This window comes from Methylomagnum ishizawai, from assembly GCF_900155475.1.
Classification (GTDB): domain Bacteria; phylum Pseudomonadota; class Gammaproteobacteria; order Methylococcales; family Methylococcaceae; genus Methylomagnum; species Methylomagnum ishizawai_A.
In genome coordinates this window covers 261,068-275,984 of record NZ_FXAM01000002.1, presented here as the reverse complement: position 1 = coordinate 275,984, position 14,917 = coordinate 261,068, and the positions used below count along the sequence as shown (strand labels likewise).

Annotated in this window: 11 protein-coding genes; 9 read left to right on the top strand and 2 right to left on the bottom strand. The window is 63.2% G+C overall.

All coding sequences use genetic code 11. The annotated features are described in order from the left end of the window. Positions 1 to 601 precede the first annotated feature (601 nt). Both B9N93_RS21750 and B9N93_RS21745 read right to left on the bottom strand, forming a co-directional pair. Positions 602 to 1,702, bottom strand: a complete 1,101-nt coding sequence (locus B9N93_RS21750; RefSeq protein ID WP_085216523.1) for an efflux RND transporter periplasmic adaptor subunit — start codon at positions 1,700 to 1,702, stop codon at positions 602 to 604. Next, the gene (locus B9N93_RS21745; RefSeq protein WP_368655833.1) at positions 1,699 to 3,228 is read right to left on the bottom strand and encodes an efflux transporter outer membrane subunit; all 1,530 of its coding nucleotides are present in this window, start codon (positions 3,226 to 3,228) and stop codon (positions 1,699 to 1,701) included. The genes B9N93_RS21750 and B9N93_RS21745 overlap by 4 nt, the downstream gene beginning before the upstream one ends. Before the next feature lie 345 nt (positions 3,229 to 3,573). Between B9N93_RS21745 and B9N93_RS21740 the strand changes: the two genes are divergently transcribed. The 9 genes from B9N93_RS21740 (at position 3,574) to B9N93_RS21705 (ending at position 14,887) form a co-directional block, all read left to right on the top strand. Beyond that, positions 3,574 to 4,398: a ParA family protein gene (locus B9N93_RS21740; RefSeq protein ID WP_085216522.1), complete on the top strand. Its 825-nt coding sequence runs from the start codon at positions 3,574 to 3,576 to the stop codon at positions 4,396 to 4,398. Positions 4,399 to 4,414: 16 nt separating this feature from the next. Further along, on the top strand, positions 4,415 to 5,371 hold the full coding sequence (locus tag B9N93_RS21735) for a ParB/RepB/Spo0J family partition protein (protein ID WP_176225392.1): 957 nt from the start codon (positions 4,415 to 4,417) through the stop codon (positions 5,369 to 5,371). 598 nt (positions 5,372 to 5,969) lie between these two features. Further along, on the top strand, positions 5,970 to 7,955 hold the full coding sequence (locus B9N93_RS21730) for a glycosyltransferase family 4 protein (protein WP_176225391.1): 1,986 nt from the start codon (positions 5,970 to 5,972) through the stop codon (positions 7,953 to 7,955). A gap of 86 nt (positions 7,956 to 8,041) precedes the next feature. Continuing rightward, on the top strand, positions 8,042 to 8,422 hold the full coding sequence (locus B9N93_RS21725) for a phycobilisome rod-core linker polypeptide (protein WP_085216519.1): 381 nt from the start codon (positions 8,042 to 8,044) through the stop codon (positions 8,420 to 8,422). Positions 8,423 to 8,451: 29 nt separating this feature from the next. Then, on the top strand, positions 8,452 to 9,579 hold the full coding sequence (locus B9N93_RS21720; protein WP_085216518.1) for a hypothetical protein: 1,128 nt from the start codon (positions 8,452 to 8,454) through the stop codon (positions 9,577 to 9,579). Between the two features lies 1 nt (position 9,580). Beyond that, a complete protein-coding gene (locus B9N93_RS21715; RefSeq protein WP_085216517.1) occupies positions 9,581 to 11,431 on the top strand; it encodes a glycosyltransferase in 1,851 nt (616 codons plus the stop codon). Next, complete coding sequence (locus tag B9N93_RS25795) at positions 11,428 to 12,624, top strand: hypothetical protein (RefSeq protein WP_176225390.1); 1,197 nt, start codon at positions 11,428 to 11,430, stop codon at positions 12,622 to 12,624. Before B9N93_RS21715 ends, B9N93_RS25795 begins: the two co-directional genes overlap by 4 nt. Positions 12,625 to 12,627: 3 nt before the next feature. Then, complete coding sequence (locus B9N93_RS21710) at positions 12,628 to 13,749, top strand: glycosyltransferase (RefSeq protein WP_085216516.1); 1,122 nt, start codon at positions 12,628 to 12,630, stop codon at positions 13,747 to 13,749. A 94-nt stretch (positions 13,750 to 13,843) separates the two neighbouring features. Continuing rightward, positions 13,844 to 14,887 (top strand): polysaccharide pyruvyl transferase family protein, encoded by a 1,044-nt coding sequence (locus tag B9N93_RS21705; RefSeq protein ID WP_085216515.1) that lies wholly within the window; start codon positions 13,844 to 13,846, stop codon positions 14,885 to 14,887. The last annotated feature ends 30 nt before the right edge of the window (positions 14,888 to 14,917 follow it).

Genomic DNA, 14,917 nt, shown 5'->3' with positions numbered 1-14,917 from the left:
GGCTTGTCTTGGCGAACTAGCAAAGCTTAGAGCGAATTTTGTATTTTACTGCTTGGTGAACACTGCGTCCGCTCCGAAATCGGGACATCCTCCCACCTCGACCCGGAACACGCCCTCCCCGAGCGTTTGCATGCGGATGTCCACATCCAGAAAGCGCCGGATCACTCCGGCGTTGGTGGCGCGGGCTTGGTCCGTTCGGCCACGGTTTCCGCCGCCATGCCCATTTCCGCGCAACCGGACGTTAGAAAGGCCGCGCAAGTGTAGCTGTTTCGTGGCCCAACCCAGGCGCTTGGGAGCGCGGATTCAACGCGGGCGGCGAAGCCGCCGCCCCCGCGTGGCGATCAGGGGCCACCGCATCAGGCCCGGCGTTTTGCGCTTGGCGCGGACGTTGGCGATGCGGAACAGTGTTCCGGTACAAGGGATTATTTGGCGCGGTCGCTGTGGTGCCAAGAAGATGTCGGTCGATCCGCCCCGAGGGACGCAAGCAACCGCTCATCTCCTCGCCGAGGCGCAGCTCGATGGGGTTGGCACCCCAGGCTTCGTCGATATCCGAATCACCTGGCATCAGGTCCGTTGGATCGGGTTCCAGTCCGACAGGCTCCTAGCGCACGATCCTCACGGTGTCGCCATCGGCCAGGAACGACGCCCCCGCCGCCACCAGCCGGTCGCCGGGGCCGATGGTGCCGGAGATTTCCACCCAATCGCCGTCGCGCCGCCCCAGTGTCACCTTGACTTCGGCCACGCGGGCGATACCGCCGTTTTCATCTTGTAGCCGGAACACATAGCTGAAGCCCTCGCGCAGGGCCAGGGCGGTTCGCGGCACGGCCAGGGCGGTTTGGTTGCCGAGTTGGAATTCGCCGTGGGCGAACATTCCCGGCTTGAATCCGGCGGCGGCGGCGTCCGGCAGGTCCACATAGACCAGGGCGTTGCGGCTTTGGTCGTCGAGGGTCGGCCCCACGGCGCGGAGCTTGCCGATTGCCTCGGCGGCACCGGGCACCGCTACCCGCGCCACAACGCCGGGTTGGAGCCGCCGCAATTCGGCAGCGGTCACTTCGGCCCGCCATTCCAGCCGGTTCTGGCGGATCAGGCGGAACAATTCCTGGCCTTCCGCCGCCACCGCGCCCAGGGTGGCGCTACGGCTGGAAACCACCCCGTCGTCGCTCGCCAACACTTGGGCATGGCGCAGACGCAGCAATTGCTGGTCGAGTTGGGCCTGGGCCGAACGCACCCGTGCCGCGGCGGTTTTCTCGCCGGTGAGATATTGGCCCACCTGCTGATCGCTGAGCGCCCCGGAATCCACCACCCGCCGCACCCGCCCGGCGTTGAGGCGGGCTTCCTCCAGGGTGGCCTCGGCTTCGGCCAGCGCGGCGCGGGCCTGGGCCACGTCGGCGGCGACCCGCTCCCGGTCCAGCACCGCCAACACCTGGCCTTTGCGCACGCTGTCGCCGACCTGGGCATGGACCTCGACCAGCCGGAGCCCGCCCACCTCCGCGCCGATGATGGCTTCCTGCCAGGCCGCCACCGAGCCATTGGCGGCCTGGGTCAACGGTAGTTCGCGCAATTGGGGCCGCACGGCTTCGATATTGAGGGCGGGTTTGGGCGTGGGGGCCGGGGCGGGCGGATCGCCATGCCCGAGGCCGAGACCCAGCCCGGCGCAAAGGGCCAGGGCCAGGAGGATGCGGAATAGCGTTGCCTTGCTCACGATGCGTGGTTTCCGGGGGATGCGGTGGGAAGGGCCGAGGGCCGGTCTTCCCAGGAGCCGCCCGCTGCCCGGTAGAGGGCGATCCAGGCGGCGGCGTATTCCTGCTCCAACTCGGCCACCGCCCGCTCGGAGGCCAGGGCTTGGCGGCGCGAGGCTTCGGCGTCGATCAAGCTGCCGAATCCGACCCGGTAGAGTTGCTCGGTGGCGCGGAAATTGGCCCGGTAGCCCTCGGCGGCGGCGCGGGCTTCCGGCAGGCGTTGTTCGGCGGCGCGGAGGCGGACCAGGGCTTCTTCGACTTCCTGTGCTGCCGTCCTGACCGTGGACTTGAACCGTGACACGGCGGCTTGGTAGCGGGCGTTGGCGGCCGCCACGTCGGCGGCGCGTTTGCCCCAGTCGAACAGCGGCAGGCTCAGGGTCGGGCCGAACGACCAGGTTTGGGCCAGGACCAGGGCCGCGCCGTTGATGCTCTGGAGGCTGGGGGTGATATTCCCGGACAGGCTCAGCTTGGGGAAGCGCTTGGCCTGTTCGACCCCGATCTGGGCACTGGCCTCGGCCACGGCGCGTTCGGCGGCGGCGACATCGGGCCGTTGCAGCAAGACCCGCGCCGGTAGGCCGTCCAACCGGAACGGCGGTGGATTGGGCATCCGCGCCACCCGTTCCGGGGCGGCGGTCAGGCGGTGGCGGACCTCGGGTTCGGACAAGCCGGTCAGGGCCACCAAGCCTTTGATGGCGCGTTCGCACTGCCCTTGCTGGCGCAGCAGGCCGTCCTGGCCGTCGGCGGCACTGGCGCGGGCCAGGGCGACATCGGCCGGGGCGCGCAGGCCGGCGCTACCGGCGATATCGGTCAGGCGGGCGGTTTCCCGGCGCGAGGCGGCGTCGGCGTCGGCCAGCCCGACCAAGGCTTCGCACAGCCGGTACTCCAGATAGGCATTGGCGACCTCGACCGCGACCGCCACCCGCGCGGCGTGCCAAGAGGCCGCACGGGCCTGGACTTGGCTGTCCGCCGCCTCGCGCTGGCGGGCGATACCGCCGAACAGATCGATTTCCCAATTCGATTGCAACCCGATTTGGTATTGGTCGCGCATGAAAGGCGGACCGCCGAAGGAAAAGTTGGAATGGGTGATATCCGCGCTGCCATCGAGGCGGGGCAAGCCGGTCGATTCAGCCCCGGCCAGCCCGGCGCGGGCTTCTTCGATGCGGGCGCGGGCCTCGGCCACGTCGGCGCTTTCCCGCTGGGCCGCGGCCAGGAAACGGTCGAGCGTGGGGTCTTGGAAACCTTCCCACCAGCGTTCGAGCGCCGCTGGATCACCACCATGGGCCAGGGGCGCGGCGGGTGGTTCCGCCTGCCAACGCGGTGCGGTGGGCGGGGCCGGAGCTTGGTAATCCGGCCCGACGGTGGCGATCAATCCGCCGCCGCAGCCCGACCACAGCGGCGGCAGCAGGGCCAAACCGGCGGACAAACGCCAAGCCGCCCACACCAAACGGCTGCGGGCGGCGTTCGGGAAGCTGGTGGTCAGGGAGGTCAAGGCGGGTCTCGCGGCGGCTGGGCTTAATCAAGCGATTGAAATCGATTGTGTAAATCGGGCGTTTGCTTGTCAAGTCCGCTGGCAGAATGGGACATCCCCAGTGGCGGCATGAATGTGGAAAAATTCCACACTTTCCTGGTTGCCGCCGACGCCCAAATTGGGCTGGGAACACTCGCTTGGAAACATCGCAAAACAAGCCTGGATTGGGAAGGAACGAACCTCCCGCCCGGTTTCAAGGAAAAGTGTGGAAAAATTCCACACCTTGGAAAAGCCGTGTGCGGGGAAAGTTGACACGGATGAATATGCTGTTATTTTGACCCGCATCATCCACAAGCAGCGATCCCTATGACCCCATCCAGCCTCGCGCCCGTCATCGCGATCACCAACCACAAGGGTGGGGTCGGGAAAACCACCACGGCGGTGAATCTCGCCGCCGAACTCGGCTTGACTGGGCATAATGTGCTGGTGATCGACCTCGACCCCCAGGCCAACGCCAGCCTGCATCTCGGCATCGCCCATCCGGCCAGCCTGGGCGTCAATGCCGCCATCCTGTTCAAGGGCGAAACCATCGAGGCCGTGGCCGCCGCGATCCAGACCGAGGTCAATCCCGGCTTCAAGAACATCCATTTCATCCCCGGCAGCCTGTCGCTGGACCATGTCGAGGACCATCTGCGGGCCTATTCGCCCCAACCCTATAAGGAACTCGCGGCCAGGGTCGAGCCGCTGCGCTCGGTCTACGATATCATCATCATCGATTGCCCGCCGCGGCTGGGGCTGTTGTCCGGCAACGCCATCGCTTCGGCCAGCCATTACCTGATCCCGATAGAAACCAACTCCCAATACCCCTTGCACGGCGTCACCGACCTGCACGCCTTCATCCACCGCATGAGCAAGGCCTTGAACCCCGGACTGCTCAACCTGGGCGTGTTGTTGACCCGCCACGACGAGCGCAGGCGCACCTGTAAAGCCATCGCCCAATCCGCCAAGGACATGGTGGGTTCGATCTTGCCCATCGTGATCCATTCCAGTACCAAGGTGGGCGAGGCCAGCGTCTCGCGCTGCCCGATCCGCAAGATCGAACGCGACGGGCGGGTGACCCAGGATTACGCGCAGCTCGCCGCCCATCTCGCGGAAACCCTGGCCTTGCAGAAGAATGGCGACGCCGCCTGACCCCGGAACCCAGCCCATGTCCGACACCGATACCACCGCGCCGCCCGCCCCGAAGAAACTGTCGCCGCTGGAAAAGCTGGCGGCCAAATCCAAAGAATCCATCGGTCTCCACCAAGCCAATCAGGAAACGGTGGGGCCGGACCTCGGCCCATCGCCGCAGGGGTCCGCCGCCCGCAAAATCCACGTCGATTTGATCGATCCCAACCCCTGGCAGCCCCGCACCCATTTCGACGACGCCGGCCTGCGGGAATTGGCCCAATCGATCCAGGCCACCCAGGGCGTGATCGAGCCCATCGTGCTGCGGCGCAAGGAGGAGCGCTATCAATTGGTGGTCGGGGAGCGCCGCTGGCGGGCGGCGAAGCTGGCCGGGCATCAGCATATCGACGCCGTGGTGCGCGAACTGGCCGACCAGGAAGTCGCCTTGATGGCCCTGGTCGAGAACATCGACCGCGAGGATTTGAGCGACTACGAGATCGCCCTGGCCCTGGGCAACCTGCGCGAGCGCTTCAAGACCACCAGCCAGTTGGCCCGCTATCTCAACAAGGACCGCAAGGACACCTACCGTTATCTGGCCTTCCTCGACCTGCCGGATTGGCTGCGGGCGCGGCTGGACCAGAATCCCCGCCTGATCCACCGCACTTCCGCCGACAACCTCAAGGGCTTGTTCGGTTCGGTGGAGGACGGGGCCGGGGTCTACCGGGACGCCACCCAAAAGGCGTTGGACCTGATCGAATCGGGCGCCTTGGCCCAGAACCTATTGATCCCGCAGATCAAGCGCTACGCCCTGGGGCCGGGACGCGCCGCCGCGCCCGCCGAAGTCGTGTTCAGCCGCCATGGGCAGAAGGTCGGCTCCCTGGTCCGCGGCGGCAAGCACATCAAGATCACCCTCAAAGCCGCCAGCCTGACCGAGGCACAAACCGACGAACTCGAACGACTCATCCATCACTGGGTGAAAGGCGACCCCGGCGGTTAGGCGGGCCATGGACGGACCCGCCGCCGGCCCACGGTTTCGGACGGGGTATCACCAAACCCGCCCTATCGACGCGCCAATTCCATAATGGCGCTTTTTCCCGGCGGGAGGAATCCAATAAAACAGAGGATATGGACATCTTATTTTCGGCTGATTAAACTGCTTTGAAAATCGTACGGACATATCCCATTTACCAGGGTTCCCCATATAACCGCACGGCAATATCCAGCGCGTCCAGGCATAAAACACCTGGACAACGCGGTACGAGCCAAGTGTCAACCAGGATTGTGAGCCAGGCTCAAGCAAGGGCATATGAAAATAATAAAATGACCTAATCCAATGGCCGGTCGGTGGTTATAATCCAGCACAATCACCACTATTACGGATTAGTTAAAGAATGAAAAAGCCATCCAAGCCGAGCTGGCGGCCTGGGGAAAAATCCCGGCTTCATCTCTCCAATCCTCCGCGTGTTCCGGTGCGTTTATCCGTACCGAAACAGCACGCGCCCATCCAGCTCAAAATGCATAGAAACCCAAGCGGAAAGCGCGAATCCACGCCTCTTCCTACGGACGCCCGCGACAGTGATGTCTTGAACCGCGACATGAATCTCCTGTGGCTGTTGCGCGGCGATGTACGGGAAAAACTGCTGGCCGAAAACAGCTCCGAGGAAGAGGCGAAAAAGGAGTTCGTGGCGTGGTGGCTGGCGTTCGGACGCCGGGAATATCCCGATACCCCTTGGTTCGACCCTGGATATACCGCCATCGTCCAGGAGGTCGTCGGGGAATGGAACGGCTTCGGTATCACCCGACTCATGCGCTTCCTGGCGCAATCCAGGCAGGATGCGCGGGAAGTCTGCGCCGGCGAAAACGGTATCGATTGGGAGCGTTTCTCTTATTGGTATTTCATCTATGGCGTGGTCGAATACGATTTGTTTTCCCTGCTGACCGAGGCCGAACTGGATTATATCGAAGCCCCGTCACCCCATGTGCAACAAGATGTTTCCATGCCCATCAGCCGCCTGATGTATGGGGTATGGGCTTGGCAGCGGGATTTATCCGCCGCCTTCAATCTGGCGGAACGGGCCGAGCGGGAAAGCTATGTCGCTTGGTTCTATATCCATGGTCTCGGCAAGCACCATTATTTCAAATATATCCGCTTGCCGCATGCCGTCCGCCTGTGCGAGCCGGTTCCTTATATGGAAGGGGATTTGAATCCACCCGTCACCCGTCTCATGTGGTACTTGTGGCTGGCGGAAAATGGGTTGCGGGAGAAGATCGATATCACCACCCGCGAGGGCCGCATCGAACTGCGCTCCCTGCTCTACGACAAACTCTATGCCGGGGCCGAACTCAAACCCTTATGGGATATTCTGAATTCCAACCTGAAGCCCCTGCCCGGTTTCAAACCCAAGGGTTTATTCGATAACGGCCCGGACACCTCCGGCACCTCCTGCAAACCCCATTTGCCCGGTTTGGACCCGGCCTGCCTGGGGGTCAACCTAGTCGGCTATGCCATGGGCGAACTCGGCATAGGCGAGGATGTGCGGATGATCACCCGCGCCTTGGAATCGGCCGGCATCCCCTTTTGTATTTTGAACCGCCAGCCGGGCAAGGAAATCCGGCAAATGGACTTTTCGATGACACGGCACCTTTCCGCCCATCCGCGCTATCCCATCACCTTGATCTGCATGACGGCGTTCGATACCGCCGCGTTTTGGTTGAACCGGCCTGATATTTTCCAGAACACCTATGTCATCGGCTGCTGGCCATGGGAGTTGCCGGAATGGCCCAGGGATTGGCATAAGGTCTATGGCTTGGTGGACGAGGTTTGGTCTTCCAGCCACTATACCTTGCGGGCCTTCGCCGCCGATTCCCCAGTGCCGGTCCTGCATATGCCCATGGTGGTGACCATCGACGAATTGGAGGAGCGCTCGCGGGCCGATTTCGGCCTGCCCGAGGAACGGTTCCTGTTCCTGTTCGTATTCGATTTCATGTCCTATCCGGCCCGGAAAAACCCCGAAGCTTGCGTCGAGGCGTTTTTACGGGCTTTCCCGCAGGGCGACGAGCCGGTGAACCTGGTGCTGAAGGTGTCCAACGCGGTCCACGATTCCCCGTTGTGGGCCTTAATCGACCAAGCCCGCACCCAAGACCCGAGGATCGTCCTGCTCGATGCGACCCTCGACAAGGGGGCGGTATTGGGGCTGATTCAAGCATGCGACGCCTATGTATCCCTACACCGGGCGGAGGGTTTCGGCCGCACCCTGGCCGAGGCTATGCTGATGGGGAAGCCGGTGATCGCCACCGATTATTCCGGCAGCGCCGACTACCTGACCGAGGCCACGGGAATCCCCGTGCCGCACGCCCTGGTGGCGGTCGGCGCGACAGAATATCCCTGCGGTGCTGGGCAATCCTGGGCCGAACCCAATATCGACGATGCCGCCGCCAAGATGCGGGCGGTATTCCTGGACTATCCCCGTTATAGCGCCCGCGGTGCCGCGGCGCGTGAATATATCCTCCAATACTATTCGCCAGGCCCGGTAGGCGGACGGATATCCCACAGGCTGGCCGAATTGATCCGGCGCCCCTGACCGGGGCCGCTTTCCCTCGATTTTCCTGCCCGTGGCGATAACCCGCCATGGGGAAATCCAACCATATCCTACGATAGGGGTTTCTAATGGCCAAGAAAATGACTTTCAACCAAGCTAGCAAGATCGCCGGCCAGCTTTATGGTTCGATATTGGCGCGTGACAGCGACCCGGAAGGTTTTGATTGGTGTGTCGATAACCTTACCAATGGTAATTTCTCGGTGCGGGAGATTATCAAGGCAATGTGCCGGTCGGACGAATATCGCGAGAAGATGCTCATGAACGATACCCCGAACGAGATCGCCCGCAAATGGCGCAAGAAATTCCTCGGGGAAACCGTGCCCGACCGGGAGGCTATCAAGGATTTGGCCATCGGTCTTTTGGAAAATGATTGGCGGGATATGATTGACGGACTGCTGGATTCCGATGAATATATCGCGAAACATGGCGACGATGGCATACCACGTTGAGTGCATAACGATTTAAGCAAGGTATTTGAATGATGGAATCCACGATAGAAGGCGAGTTGCAATCGCTGGGTAACGAAGGTTTCGAGGGATGGGCTTGGGATAGTGGCAAACCCTACGACCCGGTCGAGGTGGAGGTGATGTGCAATGGCGTGGTGATCGCCAGGACCCTGGCCGATGGGTTTTCCCTGGACCTGGTGAAACAGCGCAAAGGCAACGGGATGCATACGTTTTCGGTGATCCCGGAAACCCTGCCCAAGGGCGATTATCCTTTGAATATCTGGGCCAGGGTTGTGGGCCAGGAAACCCCTTTGGCCGGCCAGCTCTCCATCCGCTCGCGGGCCGAATTCATCGGGATATTACCCAAGCCCTTGCTGAATGACTACAAGGGTTATATCGATGGTATCCGCGACGGCATGATGGTGGGCTGGGTGTTCAACCTGGCCTTCCCCGGCGACGAGGTCGAAGTGGAATTGCTGGACGGCGAGCGGGTGGTCGCGACTGCCCTAGCCAGCCGTTATCGCGGGGATGTGGAGGGACAACATCCCGAGGGCGGTAACAGCGGTTTCGAGTTGCCCTTGACCTATGACTTGATTGATGGCCGGGTGCATTCATTACGGGTCCGGGTGGTGGACAGTGGCTACGAACTCGCCAATAGCCCGGTGTTGTTCGGACCGAGCGCGGCCAATACCTTGATTACCGAAATCCTGCGTATCCGCGAGGTCACGTCCACGCTCGACAGGCAACTCGCCGAGTTCCCAGCCACTTTCGAAACACTGGCGCGTGAATTGCTAGGCCGCTTCGAGGCGTTCTACAGCATCCAGCGCGACGCTTTCGAGCGGGAATTGCAGGAGGTCAAGAAGGCCGCGCTGGGAATGCCAGCCCGATATTATGCCGAACCGTTGCCCGGAGCCGTCGACGCGGCTCCGGTCGTGGTGGAAGATGCGGGGATTAAAATCGATACGGGCGAGGTGGTCCTGGCTATCGCCGTGACGGCGGCAGCGGAAATCCAAGCTGACGCGGCGGACGTGGTGGAAGCTGTGGAAGCGCGGGCCGACACGGGCGGGATTCCCGCCGTGGTGGCGGGAGCGGAAGTGGAAACCCAGGCCGCCGCGATCCCGGCCACCGGCACGGGCACCCGCCGCAAAAGGAGCGGCTAGCGTGGTAGCCGTGGTCAAACCCAAACTGGCGGTGTTCTCGCCGCTGCCCCCGCGCGAGAACGGCATCGCCGATTACACCCACGAAATCCTGCCCTGGCACGCCCAGGACTTCGAGGTCACCGTGGTCCTGGAGGACAACCACCCCGCGCCCCACCGGGGTCCGGGCTGGGACGGCATCGCGACGGTGTTCCTGGCCGAGTATCTGGCCCGGCCCGAGGACTACGCCGACCATGTCCACCTCTACCATGTCGGCAACAACCCGGACCATGTCTACATGCTGCCCACGATGTTGGAACGGCCCGGCGTGGTCGTGCTGCACGATGTCTCGCTGCACCACCTGATGGATTGCGCGACCCTGCGCTATGGCGATTTCGCGGGCTATACGGCTCTGTTGGAACGCGAGTACGGGGCGGCGGGGCGCTTGCTCGGCGAGCAATTCGAGCGCTACCGCTGGCGCGAGCGGGCGATGTTCTACGAACTGCCGCTGACCCGTACCCTGCTGGCTCGGGCCCAGGGCGTGGTGGTCCATTCGGCCTTCGCCTATTTCAAGGCCAAGGCCCAAAGCGCCGGGACCCCGGCCTATTTCATCCCCCACCACCTGACCCCGGTGGTCGAGCGGGTAGACGGATTGGACCGCCAGGAAGTCCGCGCCAAGCTCGGACTCGAAGACGCCGAACTGGTCCTGCTCTCGCTGGGCTTCATCACCAAGGCCAAGCAGATCGACGCCGTCCTGCGCTGTCTCGCCGCCCTCCGCGACCAATTGCCGCCATTCCGCTACGTACTGGCCGGGGCACGTCTGCCGGACCAATTCGATGTGGACGCGGCCATCGTCCAGTACGATCTGGAGGATGTGGTCATCGTCACCGATTATCTGGACGAGACCGCGTTCTTCGATTACATCGCCGCCGCCGACCTGGTCATCAACCTGCGCTATCCCACCGGGGGCGAAACCAGCGGTACCTTGATCCGCGCCCTGGGTTGCGGTGCCTGCGTAGTGGTGGTCGATCACGGACCCTTCGCCGAATTGCCGGACGATGTCTGTGTCAAGGTGCCCTGGTCCGAAGATTTCGACGCAAGTTTGACAGCGGCCTTGTTGGAGACCATCGATAACCCGGCCTTGCGCGAAGAAATCGGCCGCCGCGCCAAACATTTCCTCCGGGACCGCCACGCCATCGCCCGCTCGGCGGCGGCGTACCGTGAGGCCTTGTTAGAAGTCCAGGCACGGCCCGAACCGTTCTGGGGCGTGGAAGCCCCGCACCGGCTGTTGGGATTGCGTCCCCTGCAAGCCTTGTTGGGGCGGGCCGGTCCGCCGCCGCCGGGACAAGCCTGGGCGCGGGAAGCCCTGCTGCCGGAAGCCCAGGCCCATAGCCGCTTGGTGCTGGCGGGCGACGAATCCGCGACCCGGACCGTTTGGCTAGAGCATTATGGCTATCGCGGCGGGCACATCGCCCGCTTGGCGGAAGTGCCGCCGGAGCGGGGGGCCGACGCCGCGCTCTACGCCGCCCGCGAACCCGCGGCCCCGGACTTCCAGGCCACGCTGGCGGCGCTCAACCGCACCCTGGCTTTCGGCGGGGTGCTGGTGGTCGATCTGGTGCGCGGGGAGGCTGCGGCTTCTGGCTTGCTGGACGATCCGCGCCGGATCGAGACCGAGATCGCCCGCGCCGGTTTCAAACCGCTGAAACGGGCTTTGGGCGGTCCTTCCGATGTCGCGCCCGGCATCGATTTCAACACGGGGACCGTGGATGCGGAACCGCCCTTCGAGGCCTGTTGGCAGGCGGTGAAGGTGTCCGAGTTCATCGCGCCACGTCCGCCGACACCGGCCATATCCACCCAGCCGGAGGCGATGGCATGAACACACCCGAACTGACTTGGCGGATGCTGGCCGAAACCGGCCGCCTGCCTTATTTCGGCGGGGCCGGGCTGGGCCTCTTGCCCGCCTTGTTCCGCATCCATGGCCCTTGGCGGACGGCGGTCTGCGCGACCGATCCGGCCTCGCCGGTCCTGGACTGGCTGCGGCACAACACCGAGGCCGAACTCTACCTGTTCCCCGTTCCCGGCGCGGCGGGTTCCGCCGTCTGGCCGCAAGGCTCCTGGGATTCCGGGACGGTGCCGACCTTGTTGGGCGGGTCCGAGCGCGATTGGCTCGATGTCGGGGGTATCGCCCATGGTCTGGGGTCGCGGCCCCAATTGCGGCGGTGCCACGTCCTGGACGAAGCGCTCGATCCCGACCTGGGCCTCGGCTTGATCCTCACCGATATCCACGGTTCGGCGGGCTTGGTGCGGGGGGCGGTCCGCCATCTCGCCAGCGCCCGCCCGGCCTTGCTCATCGCCCGTGGGCGGCAGGGATCGATCCCCCTCGCCACCACCGAACTACTGGCCGTGGCCGCGACCCTGGCGGAGGCGGGCTATCTCCTACACGATTCGACGCTCACCCCGCTCAATAGCCGCGATGGCATCGAAGCCGCCCTGCGCGATTGGCGGGAGACCGTGTTCCTGGGACTGCCAGCGGGTCTGGCTTTGGCCCTGCTCGACGCCCCCGGCGAGGCCGTCACTCCGGCGGGCTTCGCGGCGGCGCGGGACCGGGCGGCCTGGGCCTACCTCGGCGAATACCGGCGTCCCCCCGCGGTCCCGGCCCGCATCCATCTGCAAGCCGATGCAATCCCCGACGCCGCGGGGTTCTACCCCGCCGAGAACTGGGAGGATTTGCGCTGGCGTTGGACCGGCCCCAAGCCCCGCGCCACGGCACGGGTGCCCTTGCCCCGTCCGGGGCGTTACCGGCTGGCCTGCCGCCTGCTCAAAGTCGCCGACGGGCGGGTGCTGGAGACCCTGCGGGTGTTCGTGAACGGCCAGGCGCTGGACCTCGCCATCGAGCAGGGCGAACACGATATCGGCCTGGCCGGGGAATTCGTGGCCGGTTTGGCCCGCTTCCAGCCCGTCGCCGAAATCCTGTTCACCCATTCCGAAACCTACACCATCAACCCCGACGATCCACGCCGCCTGGGCTTGGCCCTGATGGATATCGAAATCGAGCGCGGGGATTACTGAACCATGCATTGCCTGATCGTTTCCCCGATTCCCAGCCACCCCCAATTCCAAGGCAATAGCGCCCGCATCCACCGCATGGGGCGCTGCCTGCAAGCCCTGGGCTACCGCGTGCATTTCCTCTACTACCCGCTGGAAGGGCTGGACCCCCAGCAGCGCGAGGACATGTCCGCCGATTGGGATTATTTCTACAGCCTGCCCTGCGATCTGCCCACGGGCGGCCAGATGTCGCAAGAAGACCATTACGGCATCGACGACTGGTACGATCCCCGTGTCGGCGACCTCGCCGCCGAATTGCACCGGCGCTGGAACTACCGCCTGGTGCTGGTGAACTACGTCTGGTTTTCCGGGGTGCTGGAAGCGCTGCCGGACGAGGTGTTCAAGGTGGTCGATACCCACGACGTGTTCGGCGACCGCCACCTGCGCTCCATTGAGGCCGGGATGCCGCCCGAATGGTTCTACACCACGGTCGAAGAAGACCTGCGCGGCCTGCGCCGCGCCAATCTGGTCGTCGCCATCCAGGACCAGGAGCGCGACCATTACCGGGCTTTGGGACTGCCCAGGGTCGAGACCGTCGGTTTCATCACCCCCCAGCGCCAAGCCGCGCCCAGGCCGCGCCCGCGCATCGCCGTGGGCTATCTCGCCAGTTCCAACCCCTGGAACGTGAACGGCTTCGAGAAACTGGTGGACGCCCTCGCCGCCCACCCGGACCTCGGTACCCAGGCCGATTTCCTGCTGGCCGGACCGATTTGCGGCAAAATAGCCCAGCACCGGCTCGGCCCGTTCCGGCCCTTGGGCATGGTGGACCGGGTGGACGATTTTTACGCCCAGGTCGATATCGCCCTCAACCCGATGCTGGGTGGCACCGGGCTCAAGATCAAGACGGTGGAAGCCCTGTCGTTCGGGACCGGGGTGTTATCGACGGTCGATGGCTTCACCGGCATCGCCAGCCCCCACCCCGAACACCATTGCCCGACCCTGGAAAGCCTCGCGGCGCGGCTGGCCGGATTGCTGGCGGAAGGCGGCGCGGCGGTCGAGGCTTTACAGCGGAATTCGAGGGAAGTATTCACCGAATATCAAGCGCTCCAGATACGCGCCCTCAACGCCCTGTTCAAACCGGAAACCTGATTCCCACTCAAAGGGTGGAATATCCACCCCGTCATAATGCTTACCTATCAAGTCGGTATCCTGGCGGAACCGGCTTCCATTCAAAGGCTATACCATGAAAAGACTCGGCATCGTTGGATACTACGGCCACGGCAATTTCGGCGACGAATTATTCTTGCAAGCGTTCCGCCGGGTTTTCCCGGTGAACGAATACCGCATGGACCTGCTCGGCAGGAGCGGTGCCTTGATGCGTAAGTACCGCGATAGCCGCCTCGATGCCATCGCCGAACGCTACGACGCCATCATCATCGGCGGCGGCGATTTGCTGATCCCCGGCTACGATGTGGCCAACCAATATTTCCTGGAAGAATTCCTACAGGTGCCGGTATTCGTCCACGGGGTGGGCGTACCCACCTGGACCGGCTACGACGAAACCGCCTGCAATAATATGAAAAAGTTCCTACGCTCCGAAGCGATACAAGGTATCTGCGTCCGCGATATCGAGGGCGTGGAATGGGTGAACAAAAATATCAAACCCCATGTGGAAGCGGTTTTCGCCGACGATATCGTGTTCAGCCTGTTGGATACCGTGGATTTCCGCTACCAGCCTAAAACCTCGGTGGAGCGCATCGGGATCGTGCTGCGCGGTGGCCAGAACAAGCCCGACTGCAAGATGAAGGAGTTCGTGCATTTTCTGTTGCAACAAGGCCATGCCCTGCGTTTCATCATGCTCGGCACCGGCAAGGAACTCGATTACGACCTGACCGCCGTGGAAAAGCTGGAATGCCTGGATTCCGACCGGGTCGATGTGGTGGTCCGGCAAAGCGATGTCGATTTGCTACACGCCTTCGATGGGGTGGATGCGGTTTACAGCATGAAATTCCATGGCTGCATCGCCGCGCTCATGCATGGTATTCCCACCTTCGCGCTCATCACTACCGATAAATTCGTGAACCTTTACCGGAAACTGGGTATCGCGGACTATATCATCCATCATACCAACGCCCGTTTGTTCGAGAGCGTGGATTCGATCTATTCTTTCCCGGAATTGGATTTGGCGGGGATTTATGAATCCTCAACTAAAGGATTATATGATTTGAAATCGAAGGTGGATTCTTTGATTCTTAGCCGAAAGAAAGTAAATTTTTATTTTCTATAGATTGCTTATCTAGATATCCATGATTATAGA